12 protein-coding genes and 1 tRNA gene are annotated in these 16,905 nt (G+C 54.0%); 11 read left to right on the top strand and 2 right to left on the bottom strand.

The features are described from left to right. The first annotated feature begins 28 nt into the window (after positions 1 to 28). The 6 genes from tsaE to GKA01_RS02555 all read left to right on the top strand — a co-directional run bounded on the left by tsaE (position 29) and on the right by GKA01_RS02555 (position 9,593). On the top strand, positions 29 to 478 hold the full coding sequence (gene tsaE, locus GKA01_RS02580; RefSeq protein WP_146858920.1) for a tRNA (adenosine(37)-N6)-threonylcarbamoyltransferase complex ATPase subunit type 1 TsaE: 450 nt from the start codon (positions 29 to 31) through the stop codon (positions 476 to 478). Next, positions 475 to 3,525 carry a double-strand break repair protein AddB gene (gene addB, locus GKA01_RS02575; RefSeq protein WP_146858918.1) on the top strand — a complete coding sequence of 1,017 codons (3,051 nt, stop codon included), beginning with the start codon at positions 475 to 477 and terminating at the stop codon, positions 3,523 to 3,525. Before tsaE ends, addB begins: the two co-directional genes overlap by 4 nt. Beyond that, a complete protein-coding gene (addA, locus tag GKA01_RS02570; RefSeq protein WP_146858916.1) occupies positions 3,522 to 7,097 on the top strand; it encodes a double-strand break repair helicase AddA in 3,576 nt (1,191 codons plus the stop codon). Before addB ends, addA begins: the two co-directional genes overlap by 4 nt. A gap of 83 nt (positions 7,098 to 7,180) precedes the next feature. After that, positions 7,181 to 7,507, top strand: a complete 327-nt coding sequence (gene trxA / locus GKA01_RS02565; protein ID WP_062029874.1) for a thioredoxin TrxA — start codon at positions 7,181 to 7,183, stop codon at positions 7,505 to 7,507. An 88-nt stretch (positions 7,508 to 7,595) separates the two neighbouring features. Then, on the top strand, positions 7,596 to 8,786 hold the full coding sequence (rnd, locus tag GKA01_RS02560; protein ID WP_146858914.1) for a ribonuclease D: 1,191 nt from the start codon (positions 7,596 to 7,598) through the stop codon (positions 8,784 to 8,786). 135 nt (positions 8,787 to 8,921) lie between these two features. After that, entirely contained in the window at positions 8,922 to 9,593 is a 672-nt protein-coding gene (locus tag GKA01_RS02555; RefSeq protein ID WP_146858912.1) for a GcrA family cell cycle regulator, read from the top strand. Positions 9,594 to 9,846: 253 nt separating this feature from the next. Here GKA01_RS02555 and GKA01_RS13560 read toward each other — a convergent pair. Then, positions 9,847 to 9,930 (bottom strand) — tRNA-Leu (locus GKA01_RS13560). 108 nt (positions 9,931 to 10,038) lie between these two features. Here GKA01_RS13560 and GKA01_RS02550 point away from each other — a divergent pair. From GKA01_RS02550 to GKA01_RS02530, 5 genes are all read left to right on the top strand, one after another. Beyond that, entirely contained in the window at positions 10,039 to 10,806 is a 768-nt protein-coding gene (locus GKA01_RS02550) for a hypothetical protein (RefSeq protein ID WP_146858910.1), read from the top strand. A gap of 991 nt (positions 10,807 to 11,797) precedes the next feature. Beyond that, positions 11,798 to 13,396, top strand: a complete 1,599-nt coding sequence (locus GKA01_RS02545) for a primase-helicase family protein (protein ID WP_146858908.1) — start codon at positions 11,798 to 11,800, stop codon at positions 13,394 to 13,396. Beyond that, complete coding sequence (locus GKA01_RS02540; protein WP_146858906.1) at positions 13,389 to 14,240, top strand: hypothetical protein; 852 nt, start codon at positions 13,389 to 13,391, stop codon at positions 14,238 to 14,240. Before GKA01_RS02545 ends, GKA01_RS02540 begins: the two co-directional genes overlap by 8 nt. 129 nt (positions 14,241 to 14,369) lie before the next feature. After that, positions 14,370 to 14,927: a recombinase family protein gene (locus GKA01_RS02535; protein ID WP_146858904.1), complete on the top strand. Its 558-nt coding sequence runs from the start codon at positions 14,370 to 14,372 to the stop codon at positions 14,925 to 14,927. Then, a complete protein-coding gene (locus GKA01_RS02530) occupies positions 14,920 to 15,615 on the top strand; it encodes a hypothetical protein (RefSeq protein WP_146858902.1) in 696 nt (231 codons plus the stop codon). The genes GKA01_RS02535 and GKA01_RS02530 overlap by 8 nt, the downstream gene beginning before the upstream one ends. Here the strand turns inward: GKA01_RS02530 and GKA01_RS02525 are convergent. Next, the gene (locus GKA01_RS02525) at positions 15,612 to 16,877 is read right to left on the bottom strand and encodes a tyrosine-type recombinase/integrase (protein WP_146858901.1); all 1,266 of its coding nucleotides are present in this window, start codon (positions 16,875 to 16,877) and stop codon (positions 15,612 to 15,614) included. The two genes, GKA01_RS02530 and GKA01_RS02525, sit on opposite strands and share 4 nt — an antisense overlap. Between the last annotated feature and the right edge of the window lie 28 nt (positions 16,878 to 16,905).

Genomic DNA, 16,905 nt, shown 5'->3' with positions numbered 1-16,905 from the left:
ACAGGGGCGTCGGGTCCACATTGGCGGCATGCAGATACGCCTTGATGACCAGCTTGCGACCGAAACTCTGGCGGCCCTGATTGCCGACCGTTGTGCGCCCGGAGACTGTTTTGCGCTCTCCGGCGGTCTGGGAGCCGGAAAAAGCACGTTTTCCCGGGGTTTCCTCCGCCATCTGGCTCAGGACCCGCAGATGGAAGTTCCCAGCCCCAGCTTCGCGCTCGTACAGCCTTACGAGACGCCCAAAGGAACGATTTACCATTATGATCTGTGGCGTCTGGACGGGCCGGATGCGCTGTATGAGCTGGCTTGGGACGAGGCGTGCGAGGGCATCATGCTGGTTGAATGGCCGGAACGGGCTGGGGATTTGCTGCCGGAAGGCGCACTGCATCTCACATTTACCCCAGGAGACACCGAAGATTCTCGCGTCGTGGAACTGACGGGCTGGCCTGAGGAGCGCCTGACAGGACTGAACCCATGAGCGGCGTCGTTACCATTGCGGGCACGGAACCGTTTTTGGACCGTGTGGCGCAGGAATGGCTTGAGCAGGACCCGGCAGCCGGAACGGATGGTCCCGGTCTGATCCTTGTTCCCAGCCGTCGTGCTGGCCGTGCGTTGATGGAGGCGTTCCTGCGGGTTCTGGACACGCAGGCCGCACTTTTGCCGCGCATCGTCGCGATCAATGACGTGGACGAAGACGCTCTGGCGTCCATCGGGATCGACGTCGTTCTGCCTCCTGCAGTGGAGTCGCAGCGGCGTCTGGCAGTGCTGTCGATGCTGATCCTTCAGACCCCCCTTGTGAGTGTCGGGGTGGACAGCACCAAGGGGATTGACCGGGCCTGGCCGCTCGCCAAGGCACTGGCGGATCTGATGGACGAGGCCGAACGCAGCGGTGTCGATCTGGCCGAGCGGCTTCCGGACGCGGTGGAGGAGCGCTTCTCCGATCACTGGCAGCAGACGTTGAAATTTCTTGAGATCGTCACTGCCGTCTGGCCGAAATGGCTGGAAGAAGAGGGGCTATGTAACCCGGTGGCGCGGCAGATCGCACGTCTGAAGGCGCAGGCCCGCGCCTGGGAAGAAAAACCGCCGCTCACGCCCGTCTGGGGCGTGGGATTTGCGGACGGGTCTGCGGCGGTATCGGATGTTCTGGCCGTGGTGGCGCGGCTGCCCGCCGGGGTCGTGATCCTGCCGGGGGTGGATCTGGGAATGGCGGACGAGATCTGGGATGCCCTGCCGCCGTCGCATCCGCAGGCCAGTCTGAAGGAAATCCTTGCGGATCTGGGGCTGTCCCGTAAGGAGCTGACGGGTTGGAATGGCGGGCGGGACCGTGGACGTGAGCTGATACTGCGCGAGGTGCTGCTTCCGGAACAGGGTATCGCCCATTGGGGGCAGGACAGCCGCCCGCGTGATATCGCAGGTCTTTCCATTCTGCCCGCGCAGGATCAGCAGCAGGAAGCGCAGGCCATTGCGCTGATCCTGCGCGATGTCGTGTCTGAAGCCGGGAAAACCTGCGCGCTCGTCACGCCGGACCGGGCGCTGGCGCAGCGTGTGGGGACCGAGCTTTTGCGTTTCGGGATCCATGCCGATGACAGTGCGGGCGAATCCCTGTCCCAGACTCCGGCCGCAGTGTTTTTGCGTCTGATTGCGACCGCTGCCGAGGCGCAGCTTTCGCCCGTGGCGCTCCTGTCCGTTCTGAAACATCCACTCGCCGCGCTGGGACGTACGCCGGGAGACTGCCACGCCTCCGCCCGGCGTCTGGAACGGCTTCTGTTGCGCGGGCCGTCCCCTGCGCCCGGCATTGCCGGGCTGAAGGCCGCGCTGCATGACTATACGCAGAAGAAACATGCCCCGGATCACGGCGCCAGCGCCGATGCCCCGGACGAGCCGGAGGGTCCCGCCACCTTCATCGCACGCATCGAGCAGGCTTTCGATCCGCTTCTGTCCATCGAAGGCGCCATTCCCCTGCCGGAACTGCTTGAACGCCTGATCCACACGGCGGAAGCGTTGGCGGCCACGGCGGACGAACTGGACGCTCCGGAGGAGGAGCCGCGTCATCCGGGCGCGCGTCTGTGGCTGGGCGAGGATGGTGAGGCGCTGTCGCGGCATTTGGCGGCGCTGATCGTCAATACCGGTATTCTGCCGCCGCAGCGGCTGACGCATCTGGATTCGTTCCTCAACACGTCCATGGCCGGGCAGATGCTGACCGGTCTGCGCGCGCATCGCGGCGGTGTGGAACTGGCGCATCCGCGTGTCTCGATCCTGGGCGTGCTGGAAGCGCGGCTTCTGGCGTTCGATGTCGTGGTGCTGGGCGGCCTGAACGAAGGTGTCTGGCCTCCCGCGAGCGATCCGGGCCCCTGGCTGAGCCGCCCGATGCGCGTGCGTGTCGGTCTACCCTCCCCGGAGCGGCAGACGGGTGTGAGCGCGCATGATTTCGTTTCGACCATTCTGGCGTCGAAGGAAGCCGTGTTCGCCAGTTCGGCTCGGCGCGAGGGCGCGCCCGGCGTTCCTGCGCGTTGGATGGTCCGAATGGATGCATTTCTTGGTGGGCGCTCCCAGAATCTGCCGGTGCATCCCGCGCTGGACTGGCAGCGCTGTCTCGATCAGCCGCTCGCAGGCGCCGAGGCCGTGGCGCCGCCCGAACCGCGTCCACCCGTCGCTCTGCGTCCTCGGGGTCTCAGTATTACGGAAATCGAGACCTGGATGCAGGATCCGTACGCGATTTATGCCAAGCATGTTCTGAAGCTCCGGGCGCTCAAGCAGTTGGAGGAAGGTGCGGAACACGCTGATTTCGGTATGATCGTGCATGATGCGATGGAGCGCGTCCTGCGGGACTTCCCCGAGCGCTGGCCAGCCAATGCGAGCGTTATTCTGCGACGTGTTTTTGCTGAGGAACTGGCGAAAGCGAACATGCGTCCGGCGCTTGTGAACTGGTGGGGGCCGCGTCTGGTTCGAATTGCGGACTGGGTGGCGGAAAAGGAAGCCGCTTACCGGCTTGAGATGGAAGACAGCGGCCCGGCGCAGGGACGCTTCGTGGAGGTCACGGCATCTTTCCGTCTTCAGGCGGCTGTTGCGCCGTTCGAACTGCGCGGTCGTGCAGACCGGATCGATATTGATGCGGATGGTCTAGCGACGATCTTTGATTACAAAACCGGGCAGCCGCCCAGTGGAAAGAATGTTGCGGAAGGCTGGTCCGTGCAGCTCGTGCTGGAAGGCGCGCTGCTGGCCAAAGGGGCGTTCAAAGACGTTCCGGCCGTGGAAACGAAGCAACTGCTCTACTGGCACCTGACCGGCGGGGATGATCCAGGCAAGGAAAGCGAAGTCCCTGGCTCACGTTCCGGCACGGATGCGCCGACCCTGATCGGTGAGGCAATGGAAAAACTCCGGGCTCTCGTGGACGAATACGACAATCCCGATCAGCCTTATCGCTCCCAGCCCTGGGCCGGGCATGTCCCGCGCTACACCGATTACGCGCAGCTTGCCCGCGTGGATGAATGGCGCGCCGCCTATGCGGAAGGAGAGGGCGAATGAACGATATGCCTCCTGTCTCCCGTTCCATCACCCGCGATGAAGTCATTGCCGCTGCCGATCGCACGCAGCGTCAGGCGTCCGACCCCCGTGCTTCGGTGTTCGTCTCGGCCTCGGCGGGTTCAGGCAAGACGAAGCTGCTGATCGACCGTCTGCTGCGGCTCATGCTGCCGCTTTATGTGCAGACCGAGGAGGGCGACACCATTCTGGCCGATGGCGCGCACCCCTCGCGCATCCTGTGCCTGACCTACACCAAGGCCGCCGCTGCCGAGATGGCCAACCGCCTTCAACAAAAGCTGGGAAGCTGGGTCTCTCTGCCTGATGAGACGTTGGGTACGGAGCTTGAAAGCCTCGATGTTCCCAATACGGACGAAACCCGCCGCCGCGCCCGTGCTCTGTTTCTGTGCGTGCTCGATCTGCCGGGCGGCTTGCGGATCGAGACGATCCACGCCTTCTGCCAGTCGTTGCTGCGGCGTTTTCCGCTGGAAGCCTCGGTCGATCCACATTTCACGCTGATGGAAGACACCGACACCACCTTGGCTCTGCGCGAGGCGATGGAAGACGGTCTGGCCCGTTCGCCGGAGCTTGCGGCGGATGTGGCGGGGACGGTGGGGTTGGACCGCTTCTTTCAGCGTATCCGCACGCTGAACATGGAAGAAAGCCGCGCCCGTCCGCTATTGGAACGCTGGGCAACCCTGCCGGACAGTGTGGTTAGTGCCTATCGTAAGGCGCTGGACGCCGGGCAGCAGAGCCTTGAAGATCTTGAAAGCCTCGCCTGCCAGCCGCCGAAGGAAGACGATCTGCGGGCCGGATTGCGTGACGTGCTCGGGCTCGTGACTCCCGCCGCCCGAGTCAACGTCGAGCAGATGTTGGGATGGCTCGGGACGGACCGGGCCGAGCGGGCGCCTGCCATCTGGGCGAAATGCCTGCTGACGGACAAGGGAACCGTGCGGCAGATGAACCGGATCGTCGCCAAGAAGGCACAGGAGGCTTTTCCGGGCATTATGCCTCTGCTGGAGGACGAGGCGCAGCGTCTTCTAGATCTTCAGTCCAGCCTCAAAAGCGCGCGTCTGGTTCTGTTGAACCGCGCCTTGCTCGGGCTGGCCGCGCCCATGCTGACGGCGTTTCAGGACGGCAAGTCAGCTCGTGGTCTGGTGGATTACAACGACCTCATTCAGGAAACCCGCAATCTCCTGCGCGATCCGGGTGCGGCCTGGGTGCTCTACAAGCTTGATGGTGGCATCGACCATCTGTTGCTGGACGAGGTGCAGGATAATTCCGGTCTGCAATGGGAAATCGCCGGTGCGCTCACATCCGAGTTCTTTGCGGGGGACGGCGCGTGGGACATGGGGCCGCGTCCGCGCACGATTTTTGCAGTTGGCGACTACAAACAGTCGATTTACGGGTTTCAGGGCGCTCAGCCAGAAGAATTCCATCGCTGGCGCACTGAGTTCGCGGACAGGGTCTGCAATGCCGGGCTGCTGTGGCGCGATCCGGAACTGAACGTCTCCTTTCGCTCGGTGCCACCTGTTCTGTCCTTCGTGGACGCGGTGTTTTCCCAGCCTCTCGCAGCGCATGGTCTGTTGCAGGAAGGTGAAAAGACGCTCCGCCCGCATGTCTCGGCTCGTCCGGGGCAGGGAGGGCGTGTGGAACTCTGGCCGCTCGTCCCTGTGGTTCAGGGTGAAGACGATGACGAGGGCCTGACGCCCTGGCGCGCTCCTTCCGCCAATACAGGGCAGCGCAGCGCGCCACAGCGTCTTGCCGAGGCGCTTGCGGAATGGATTGATCAGCAGATCGGGCGTCCGCCTCAGCCGGGCCAGGCGCCTTTGACCGCAGGCGATGTGTTGATCCTTGTCCCCCGACGCTCGCCGTTCCTGCGTTCGCTCATCCGGGCTCTTAAATCGCGCAATGTGCCGGTTGCCACCCTGGTCCGGGTCGGGCTGACGCAGCAGGTCGCCGTCCGCGATCTCATGATGCTCTGCGCAGCCCTGCTTTTGCCGCAGGATGACCTGACGCTGGCTTCCGTCCTGACATCTCCTCTCGGCGGACTGACGGACGACTCGCTGATGGCGCTCGCCACCCGCAACGGGACGTCCCATGCCCTCGGTCCGAAAGGTCAGCCGCTCTGGACCGTTCTACGCGAACGGCATCGGGAGCGCGAGGACTGGCGTGCGGCGTGGGAGATGCTGTCCACGCTTTATGCGCGCGTCGATTATGCGTCTCCGTACCGGCTGCTTGCTGAAACGCTGGGCCAGCATGGCGGTCGTACGCGGTTGCTGCGGCGTCTGGGACCGGAAGCCGCTGAACCGGTAGACGAACTGCTGACGGCAGCCCTGCGCTACGAAGGGCTGCATCCGCCGTCGCTTCAGGGCTTCCTGCATTGGCTCGAAGCCAGCGAGATCACCAGCAAGCGCGAGGCCGAGAGCGATCTGGGTGCCGTTCGCGTCATGACCGTGCACGGCTCCAAGGGGCTTCAGGCCCGTCTGGTCGTGATGCCGGATACAACGTCAAAACCTCCACCTGGTAGTGATTTCCTCTGGGAAGAAGCGGGGGCGTTCGAACTCCCGCTCTGGGTGCCGAAAAAGGACATGGGGACGGACGTTACGACCGTCCTGTCCGAACGGGACGCTGAAAAGGCCCGCGCCGAAAGCAATCGCTTGCTTTACGTCGCCCTAACCCGTGCCAGTGACTGGCTGGTAATCTGTGGAGCAGGGGCCAAGCGCGAACCTGCGGATACAAGCTGGTATCGTCAGTGTGAGGTCGGGTTCCGGCAACTGGCCAATGCCCGTTCCGAACCCATGGATCTGGGCTGGGAAGGCGAACGGCTCGTGCTGGAAGAAGCGCGTACGCTTGCCCCCATTGCCTTCCAGCCTGGATCTGCCGAACCGCCTTGTGCAACGCTACCAGACTGGATAGGCCTGGCACCGGATTGGAAGCCTGTTATCATGCTTCATGAGGATGCCATGACGCGTCCGCTCGCGCCTAGCCGTCCGGATGGGGCTGAGTTTGGCGAACTCCCCGCTGCCCGTTCCCCGCTGGAGCTGCTGGCCGGTCGTCCAACGCCGGTCCGCGAACAGGCCATGCGACGAGGCACGATGATCCACCGTCTGCTCCAGCTTCTGCCGGAAACCCCGGCGGCAGAGCGTGAAGCCGTGGCGGTGCGCTGGCTGTCCCGCCGGGCGCTGGGTCTGACGGAACCGGACATCCAACATCTGGCCGGACAGGTGCTGGGCGTTCTCTCTCACCCGGAACTCGCACCGCTCTTTGCACCCGGCAGTCGCGCCGAACAGCCGATTTCGGGTGTCAGTGATGGGCGTGTCGTGCTCGGACAGGTTGATCGTCTGCGGATCGGGGACAGGCAGATCTGGATTTGCGACTACAAAACGAATCGTAATCCGCGGCTTCGTGCGGACCGTACGCCCGTCGTCTATCTGCGTCAGATGGCGGCTTATCGTGCCGTGCTTGAGCAACTTCATCCTGGCTACGACATTCACTGTTCGCTGGTCTGGACGGAAGGACCAGCCGTTGTCACACTCCCGTCCTCACTTCTGGATCAGGTACGCTCCGGGACTTGATGCAGATCAAAAGCCCCTTGCAGTCAGGGGCGGGGCAGCCGATATCCGTTTCAGAAACTTCATTCGCCACAAGGAATACCCTCATGAGCGCAAATACCGTTGCCGTCAGCGACAGCAGCTTCGATGCAGACGTCCTGAAGTCCGAAGGTCCGGTTCTGGTTGATTTCTGGGCAGAATGGTGCGGCCCTTGCAAGATGATCGCCCCGGCGCTTGAGGAAATTGGCGCCGAGTATCAGGGCCGCCTGAAGGTTGCGAAGGTCAATATCGACTCCAATCCGGAAGCGCCGACCAAGTATGGCGTGCGTAGCATCCCGACGCTGATCGTCTTCAAGGACGGTAAGCCGGTCGCGCAGCAGATGGGTGCTCTCCCCAAGAGCCAGCTCAAGGCCTGGATCGACCAGTCTCTCTGATCGTTTGCCTCTGAGCTGCCCGGAAAACGGGTAAGGGAAGGACGTGAGGGGCGTGGTCACGATCCTGCGCTTTGTGTAGGATCGTGTCATGCGCTCGAAAGCTCCGACCTTCCCGACTCCCGTTCTCCTGACCTCCAGCGAGGAGGTGGCCCGTATCTGTGAAAAATTGCAGCATGAGCCTTTCGTCACCATCGATACGGAGTTTGTCCGGGAAAAGACCTACTGGCCGGAACTCTGCCTTGTTCAGTTAGCCGGAACCGAAGACGTTGTTCTGATCGATACGCTTGCTCCCGGTATTGATCTTGCGCCGTTGGGTGATCTTCTGGCCCAGCCGGACTGCATCAAGGTTTTCCACGCCGCGCGGCAGGACCTTGAGATTTTTCTTCATATTTTCGATCGTCTTCCAGCTTCGGTTTTCGACACGCAGGTTGCCGCTATGGTGGCCGGTTTTGGCGATCAGGTCGGGTATGACAGTCTGGTAGGCGCGATTACAGGGCGCAGCATCGATAAGGCGCATCGTTTCAGCGACTGGTCGGCGCGTCCGCTGAGCAACGCACAGATAGCCTACGCTGCTGCCGACGTGACCCATCTTCGTACGGTTTATGAAGCGCTGCGCAAACAGCTTGCCGAACAGGGGCGGCTGCACTGGGCCGATTCCGAACAGGCCATCCTGACGGAAGAAAAGACCTTCCGTCCCGATCCTCGCCGCCTGTGGGAAAAGCTGAAGGCCCGGACCAGCAACCGCCGGATGCTCGGTATCCTGCGTGAAGTCACCGCCTGGCGTGAACAGGAAGCCCAGAACGCCGATATTCCCCGCCAGCGCGTTATCCGTGACGAGAGCCTGCTGGAGATTGCGGCCGTCCATCCTGATACGGTCGAGGCTCTCTGCCGCATTCGGGGCGTCACCAGAGGGTTTGCCGAAGGCAAGATGGGCAAGGGACTGCTCGAAGCGATCCTGATCGCGCAGGAGCTTCCGGAATGCGACCTTCCCAAAGCCCCTTCGAAATCCGACCGTTCCCGGCCGTCCACGGCTCTCGTGGCGCTTCTGCGGGTTCTTCTTGCGGCCAAGTGCGAAGAACACAAGGTGGCGCCGCGTCTGGTCGCCTCGTCGGACGATTTGGATTTGATTGCTCTGGGCGAAACGGATGTCGGCGCGCTGCGTGGCTGGCGTCGTGAGCTTTTCGGTCTGGATGCCCAGGCGCTGGTGCGTGGCGAGATCGCGTTGGCCGTCGTGAATGGTCTGGTGGAGCTTCAGCGCGTCGCGAAAACGATCGCGTAAGAACCGCCTTCGACGTAGCGGGGAGTTTCTGGTAAGAAACGTCCCGAAGATGTTCTGGGTCCGGTGGCCCAGGACTGAAAATCAACAGGATATCGGGCCAGTCTAGGCACCGAAGCGCGACAGGGAAACGAACATATGGAGTGGACGGACGAGACGATCGCCAGACTTCGCGATCTGTGGAGTCAGGGACTTTCGACCGCCGAAATCGGCCGCCAGCTCTCCATCACCAAAAATGCCGTTGTCGGCAAGGCGCACCGTCTGGGTCTGCCACCGCGTCCCTCTCCCATCCGGAACCGCAAGGCCGGGGAGGGAGATGCCGTGACGACGGATGCGCCACCCCGTCGCAAAAGTCCTTCGCGTGCTAAGGCACCGGCTGCCACCGCAGCGTCTGATCTGTTCCCAAAAAAGGAAGAAGCCGCCGTCGCGGAGACACCTGTCGAAGAAAAGGTGGTCGCACCTGTTCCGAAAGAAACCGGTGTCGTGCCGCAGCCTGCCGTGCCTCGCGTCGCAGCATCGCTACCTCCCAAAGTCGCAGCCCCCGAGCCGGCGCTGCCGCGTCGCGAGCCTGTGACGCCGGTCAAGCCAGAGCCACGCGTTCTTCCTATAACGCGTCCTGCAACACCTCCGCGTTTTTCGACGGCAGGGATTGATCGTCCGACCCGTCGTGGCCCGTCATGCTGCTGGCCGATCGGAGATCCGGGAACTCCAGGATTTCATTTCTGCGGGGCGACTCCGTTGCCGGGTAAACCGTATTGTGCCGAACATGCAGCGATTGCTTATGTAAAAATTCGCGACCGGCGCGACTGATCTTTAATCTCAGCCTTGAAAGCTATCTTTCCAACCGGGGAGATAGCTTTTTTATTTTTGGTTTTTGAAAAGAAGAGAATCTGTTCTTCAAGCGAGTTTTTTCGCTAGTGGCGATTCTGTCTGTACACATTATATGTGTGCGGAAACTACGCTTATCTACGCGTAAAAGACTTGTTCTCTGCCCTGTGACAACACTTAGCTAGTCGGGCATAAGATTGTTTGCAATCTCAAGTCTCGGAAAGACAAGGAAAAATGGTGCTGCTGGACAGGATTGAACTGTCGACCTCTCCCTTACCAAGGGATCTATGCAGTCATAAAACCATTGTAAAACAGAAACTTAAAATCTCAACAGACCGAATATGCTAGGACTATGCTAGAATTTCAAGTCCTAGAATCGTTATGTGGTGTGTTTCTTATATTGCTGCTTTTCGAAGGAATCTGAGTGATGAGTTTGTCCCCGGTGCTGAGGAGTCATTCTGCGTATATCCGCTACAGGTACGCTCAAAATCATCTTGAGAAATTGCGAGAACAATTGAGGCTAGAAGAGAAGCTGGATAACTTTGATTTCAATTCTATTGCAGGCGATTCGAGTAAGAAAATTGTTCGCTTTAAAAAGCATCCAGATGTTTTGTTGAGTTTGATACTTGGTGATTTTATTCACAGTTTGAGGAGTTCTTTGGATTATGTGGCGTGTGCATTGGTCACATTGAGTAATCCAGACGCCGATTTGAAGCGTGTTCAGTTTCCGTTTGGCAGAAAAGGAGTGCGTTTGAACAGAGATGAGAGAGGCTCAGTCAAATGTATTTCTGAAGAGGCATTGGAAGCTATAGAACGTGCGCGTGCTCAGTATGGTGAGGGATTGTCGTTGCTGTGTGACTTCAGCAATCAGGACAAACACCGCTTTCTTATGCCAGCTTATTCTCACTTGGTACCCTGTAAATTTGCCGTTGACGAGCGAACACCTAATTCGACGACAATGTCTGTCCAACCTAAGGAAGGCCACGAGAAACTGCCACCAATTCGAGATGGCGGTATTGTGGATTTTTCTGATGGCACCCTGATAACCATAAAGATTGGCTTTCAATTGGAAGCGGGCGGGGTTTCATACAGAAGTGAGAGCATCGACCTGATCAATGAGGCAGTTCGGCAAACGTTGAATGAATTGTTGCCGCTCACCCAGTCACTAAAACCTACTCAGGGGGTACACCTCTAGAAACTTTTCATCATCGAGCGCAAACGCACACCCTAGTTATTTTTTTGTGCGTAGTGATTTTGAAATTTAAAATAACTTTTTCATGGCACGCACTTCTCTAGCCCCTGAGAGGCGCGAGGATGGGCCTGTAGGGCGCTTTAAGTGTGTGGGGTATCTTTCCGCATAACTTAACGATTAGGGGCATGTGTGGGCTTTAAATTAGCTCAAGGGGATAACCCTCTTTCATTTGCTAAAGCCTCAAAGGAATAAGCGCCTGCCAGAAGAAATTTTATAGAAGCGAAATCCATATACTGTTTTTGTTGAACCGCCTTTCCAGAAATGAGCACACGCAGAAGCACCCTCACTTAAAACGTTTAATTTAAAACAGTATCGGAAATGAGTGGAGTATGATAACTTCGTAAGTAAGTCATGACAAACGAGCAAATAAGTAACGCGTACTCATTTCCTTGTTTTCCTTCTTTTTTGAAAATAGTACTTATTGCTTTATACTTACATAATTATGAATTTTAGAAAAAGAAGGAAAACAAGGAAATAAGTGCGTAAATAGGGAAAAACAGGCGAAAAGTGGGAAATGAGAGCGCAAAAATAGGCTCAAGTGGGAAATAGAACTGCTCAATTCAGGAAATATTTCCTTCTTTTTTGGTCTCATTTCCTACTTTTTACGCTCCGCTGGTCCTCATTTCTGGAAAAACAAGGAAATACCAGGAAAAGTGGGAAATTCCTTCCTACTCATTTCCTACTTTTGCGTTCTCATTTCCCACTTTAGGGGTGTCCTCATTTCTCCCATTAAGTTAAAGTATGGCTGATATGCGTATAGAGAATGACTGATTGAATATCCACAAGATAAATAGAAATGAAACATACAGCGAAATTGCAGTTCGCTAAATAAGGATAATCCCTCTTTTAAGACAAGAACGGACAAAACCCGACATGAACTGCAATTTCGTGTCGGGTTTTATTTTGTCTTATTTTAAAAAGAAGGATTATAGAGATGACAACAAGAACAACAGGGATTAACTCCCGCTTATACAAACCTTATAACTACAGAAAAGAATTTGGCACAAAGGTTCAGCAATCAGATGAGATCTCATTTGCGATTTTCAAATTTTTAGCTGAACAAACTTACATTGTTGAAAAGACAGGCAGATATGGCTTGGTCAATGTTCAAAATGACAACATGCGAAATGAGTACGCCTCAGCATTCTCATTTCAGGTTGCCTTGGAAAAGCTGTTCCTGAACAAACCTATTCCTCAATTTGTTCATGGCCAACAACCCATAATAACAGAACAAAACATCAAAGATTTCATCGCATGGGAATTATCTCCGCGTATTAAAAACGAAATGTGTTTGCCGTTTGTTCCGGATAAAGTTGTTAAATTCAGAAGCAACTATGTCCTCAACTCATACGTAAATGACTCTCTCACTTATGCGCCTGAAAAATGTGACGATGAATTGTTGAAGAGAGGTTTAAGGCTTTACGCACATTCACTTACGAACGTCACCAATGAACTGCCTGATAACTTATTCACTACTCCAACCGATTTATGGAAAGGAACTGAGTTCTATCCGTTCCTGTACATGCTCCACTGGTTTGCTGCGATTTATCAAAATCCGGGCATCAAGCACCACACGACACTAGCTTTGATCGGTCCAGTTGAAGGATGCGGAAAAGGCTCCTTCATGAAGTTCATGCAGCATATAATCGGCACAACTGCCATTGGTGACTTGGACGAAAATCAGGTTGATCCTAACAAGTTCAACAACGAAATTATCGGCAAGCAAGTTCTCATTTTGAATGAGCAGGACACACAAAATCCAAAAATTTTGAGTGCGTTCGTTAAGAAGTACGGAACGGATGAGACCATTCAAATACGCACTAAGTTTATGAATGACTCAACAGTTATTAACATCGCAAACATAGTCATTACAGGAAATTTGGTAGAAATCCTAAACGGATTCAGTAAGGAATCGAGAAGACTTTCGTACATATCAACATTTGATCCTGCCAAGCACGACAACCTAACCACACAACAGATTCAGGATATGGTTAGAGACTTCGTGGTTGAGAACGAGCGTGATGATCCCGAACAAAAATTCGTTCATTCTCTTTGTAAATTACTATCTGAAATCAAATGTGATCATAAAATGATCAATAAGTCACTTGAAACAGAAGAAAAAGAATATGTCGGAGAAAACAAACTCTCCATCACGGAAAGATTTGTCCTCTCGAATTTACCATTTTTCTCTGAATTGGGTGCTGGTAAACAGATTTCATTTATAAAGTTACATAAGAAATTCTGCCCATGGCAACAGACGTTCGGTTACAAGCCGATGGACTTGGCTTTCTTCACTTCTGAAATGCAGAAATTACGCATTAAACACACCACATGGTTCGCACCAAAAGGCAATCAAGGGTTAATTGTTCAACAAGCCCTTCTGGATAAGTACGCACCAGAAGAACAAGAACAAGAAATCTTCTCATCTGGCGGCATAGACGAGCTGGCTTCAAACGTGATCCATATAGCTAAAAGAGAACGTAACAACTCATTGAAAGGGCTCAACAAATACGGAGAAAACACAAATGACTAAGATTACACATTACGCATCAACAAAGGAGATTTACGGAAAATCAGAGCATTTTGACACATTCAGTTCTTTCTGTTCATTTCTGACTGAACAAGCTGATCGTGTGTATGAGAACAAGGAGGATAATTCTTTGTTCTCCTTGTGCTCATTTCAAGGAAAACGTACGAACGATAACGCGCTTGGTACTGACTTGTTTGGGTTGGATTTTGATTCCGAAAACAACTCAATCGAAAAGACATGTGAAGTTCTGGACGAGATGGGATGTAACTGGTTTCTATATACAACGCACTCACACAAACCAGAGCATCATAAGTTTAGAGTGATTTTGGAGTTGTCGGAAGCACTTCAATCTCCACAAGAAAACGAGTTACTTTTCAATCATTTCAATCAGATGTTTGTCGCAAAAGATATTGTTCTTGATGAGCAATGCAAGAATATGTCTCGCATATGGTACTTGCCTTGTTCTTCATCCACTCATTTGAAGTGCGTCACCAAGCAATCCATACACAAACAACCATATGAAATCACAGGGCCACTTGAGCAAGAACTTCTGAACAAAGAGAAGTGGGACGAATACGAACGCGCACAAACGGAAAAAAAGCAAGAACGCCTTGCCAAGAAAGGCAAAAAAGCAAAGGACAACGCGAAAAAGAAAGCGGTTCAGAACTTTCAACGCTCTCACAAAGGCGTCTATTCGTTTTGTCACTTCCTGATGGTTCAAGTGGGATTAGGCGAGCAAGAAGTGCGCGAACTGTATGACACACTCCTTTATGTGCCTGGCACTGGAACAAAGATCGGCGAGTTCAGCGAGGCGATAAAGTCCCTACGCCAGAAGGGACTTATTTGATTGTCACTTTAGAGCAAGCCCATGTGTGATAAGCGCACGCACTCATAAATCTGTCACTTTGGAATCGCTTTCATAATTTTGTGACATTATGTTCTGTATGTCTAAGATTTCAAAGTGACAGAGCATACAATGATTTTCGGATACGCACGCACTTCCACACATGACCAGCAACACGGCCTTCAGGCTCAGATTGACGAACTGAAAGGGCAGGGGTGTGAGCGCGTGTATTCCGAACAGGTGTCAGGAACGGAACGCACAAGACCTGAACTCACCAAACTGCTGGATAACCTCAGACAAGGCGACGTTCTGTATGTGACGAAGCCAGACAGGCTCGCCAGAAACACACAGCACCTGCTCGAACTGATTGAACTTCTCGAACACAAGGGATGCTCACTTGTCATCCTGTCTATGGGAGGGACTCAGTTAGACACACGCAACGCAACTTCGAAACTGATGCTCACCATGCTTGGCGCAATCGCTGAGTTTGAACGCGCACTTATGAAAGAAAGACAACGCGAAGGAATTGCCAAAGCGAAGGAACAAGGCAAATATCGCGGAAGAAAGCCAACAGCTATGGCTCAATCACAGGACATTCAAAAGATGAAGTCTGAGGGTGTTTCTGTCACTGACATAGCTAAGAAGCTGAATATCTCCCGCATGTCAGTCTATAGGGCCTTAAGTGAATAAAGTCATTTGCGTGGGAGCAGCAGCATTTTCCTTTGTAATAGGGTTTTTGCTGTGCGCTTTTGTGTTCGTGTGGTCAGGTGAGAACACAGGAAGGTGGGGTGATCTCGCCACATGGGTCGGATCGGGGGTAGCTTTTTTGGCTCTCATCGCAGCAGTGTGTGCTGTGTGGCTGAGCAAGAAAGCAGCTGATATAGCAAATGAGAATAGTACATTTATATCTTTTAGTAATCTTTCAGAAACGAAATCAGAAAATGTAAACTCGCAACTCATAAAGTTGCGGGAGATTATGAAAACATTCCACGACAAAATTCGTGAAGAAAAAAGCGCAGGATTAAATGTTGGTGATACATGTGCTAGTTGTTGGCAGGGTATTCGACAGTCTTCCGAAGAAATAAACCAGTCTTTTCATAGCTTTAAAAACAAAGTCAATTTTTCAAAAATTTCTTCGGAATCTAAGGATAATCTGATCTTGTATTTTCTTGAGAGTATAAAAACTGATTTGGTATGGGAATTCTTGTCAAAATATTTGACAAGATCTTTGTTTGAAAATGCTCCTGTAAATTTCCCGCCTCCAGAAGAAATTTACAAGAACTATGTTGATATAGCGACTGCTATGAAAGAGAAAAATTTACATACAGACCTTTTTGAGGAGGCCGAACTTATTAACGGTCCATATCTACGGGATTAGTCATCCCGTTTAGGGCGTAACATGTCCTTGTACTTCTCATTTGTGTTGTGGTCGTAGTGTGCTTCTAGCATTTGCACACTCGTTCCTGTGTTTCTTGCTAGAATGTACGCATCAACACCATTCTTAAGCTGCTCAGTTATATAGAAGTGCCTCAAACTGTAAGGCGTTCGCTTAACCCCACGATAATCTCTCACAAGATCACATGCTTGTAAGGCGCGTGTGAACTGCCCTGTGAAGGATTTGAATGGGGTTTTGTCTTGATGAAGGAACAGCGGATCGTTTTTGTCTGGCGAGAAGGAAGCGAGTTCCTGATAAGTGCGATAAAGCCAAATGACAGTGTGTATGACTTCTCTATGCGGGATCAGTTCGCGTGATTTCGCCTTTCCATACACTCTCAGATGTACGTCATCCGCGTATGGCTTTCCTTTGTCATTGAACTTCAAACCAATCACGTCGCCCCACTTCATGTTCTTCACTTCTGTGGGTCTCATGCCTGTCAGGGCAATGATCTGGATGTAGCAGTAGAAAAGGACGCGATCGTACTTCACATCAGGATTCAGATTCTCCTCTGTGATGTGTAGGAACGCATGGTTCTTAAAGCGTTTGTATTCCTCACATGAGAAGCCAGGACGCGCTGTGTAACCAACCTTGGCAGTCCGGATTTCAGGGATGGTTTTGATGTACTGCGAATCGAAACAGAACTGAAAGAACCCACTCAAGGCAGCACGTTCACGATTCAACGTCGCGGGAGTAGGGCGCACTCGCTTCTTGTCTGTGATGGGGGAAGTGATGGTTTTTCCGTTGCGTTCGTATGTGATGAAGTGAATGTCTTTTCCCGGTCCTGAAATCCAGTAGTCAGAACGCCATGAGAGATAGGCATCCACTGTCTTGCTGGAAATGAAGTTAGGATTGTGTGCGCCAAAGTACCCATCGACATACCGAGTGAGGATGGCTGTGTTCTGGAGTGCTACATTTTTAGGCATACGTGTTTGAGCAACACGTGCTTCCATATGAGTGATGTAGTCTTGGATGATGCGTGAGATGGATTTCGCACGGACGTTCAGACCGCTCTCAGCTTTCAGGAGGGATTCATAATAGAATCTCTGAGCAAGCTTTTCCGCTTCGTGGCGATCTCTCGTTCCTAAAGATTTTCGGATTTGTCCCTGTCCGGGAATCGAGAAACGAACTGACCAGTTAGCAGAGCCGGTCTGTTTGAACACATTATATGGTGCGGAAACTACGCTAGAACTATGCTTATCCACGCGCAAAAGCCTTGTTTTCTGCCCCTAT

Origin of the sequence: Gluconobacter kanchanaburiensis NBRC 103587, from assembly GCF_007988905.1 — a bacterium.
GTDB classification, from domain to species: Bacteria; Pseudomonadota; Alphaproteobacteria; order Acetobacterales; family Acetobacteraceae; genus Gluconobacter; species Gluconobacter kanchanaburiensis.
Note: the sequence above shows the minus strand (reverse complement) of the source record. Positions and strands in the feature narration are given on the sequence as shown.

Excerpts from the sequence above, each read along its gene's own strand:
- tsaE (WP_146858920.1), top strand. The coding sequence starts at position 29 with ATGCAGATACGCCTTGATGACCAGCTTGCGACCGAAACTCTGGCGGCC.
- addB (WP_146858918.1), top strand. The coding sequence starts at position 475 with ATGAGCGGCGTCGTTACCATTGCGGGCACGGAACCGTTTTTGGACCGT.
- addA (WP_146858916.1), top strand. The coding sequence starts at position 3,522 with ATGAACGATATGCCTCCTGTCTCCCGTTCCATCACCCGCGATGAAGTC.
- trxA (WP_062029874.1), top strand. The coding sequence starts at position 7,181 with ATGAGCGCAAATACCGTTGCCGTCAGCGACAGCAGCTTCGATGCAGAC.
- rnd (WP_146858914.1), top strand. The coding sequence starts at position 7,596 with ATGCGCTCGAAAGCTCCGACCTTCCCGACTCCCGTTCTCCTGACCTCC.
- GKA01_RS02555 (WP_146858912.1), top strand. The coding sequence starts at position 8,922 with ATGGAGTGGACGGACGAGACGATCGCCAGACTTCGCGATCTGTGGAGT.
- GKA01_RS02550 (WP_146858910.1), top strand. The coding sequence starts at position 10,039 with ATGAGTTTGTCCCCGGTGCTGAGGAGTCATTCTGCGTATATCCGCTAC.
- GKA01_RS02545 (WP_146858908.1), top strand. The coding sequence starts at position 11,798 with ATGACAACAAGAACAACAGGGATTAACTCCCGCTTATACAAACCTTAT.
- GKA01_RS02540 (WP_146858906.1), top strand. The coding sequence starts at position 13,389 with ATGACTAAGATTACACATTACGCATCAACAAAGGAGATTTACGGAAAA.
- GKA01_RS02535 (WP_146858904.1), top strand. The coding sequence starts at position 14,370 with ATGATTTTCGGATACGCACGCACTTCCACACATGACCAGCAACACGGC.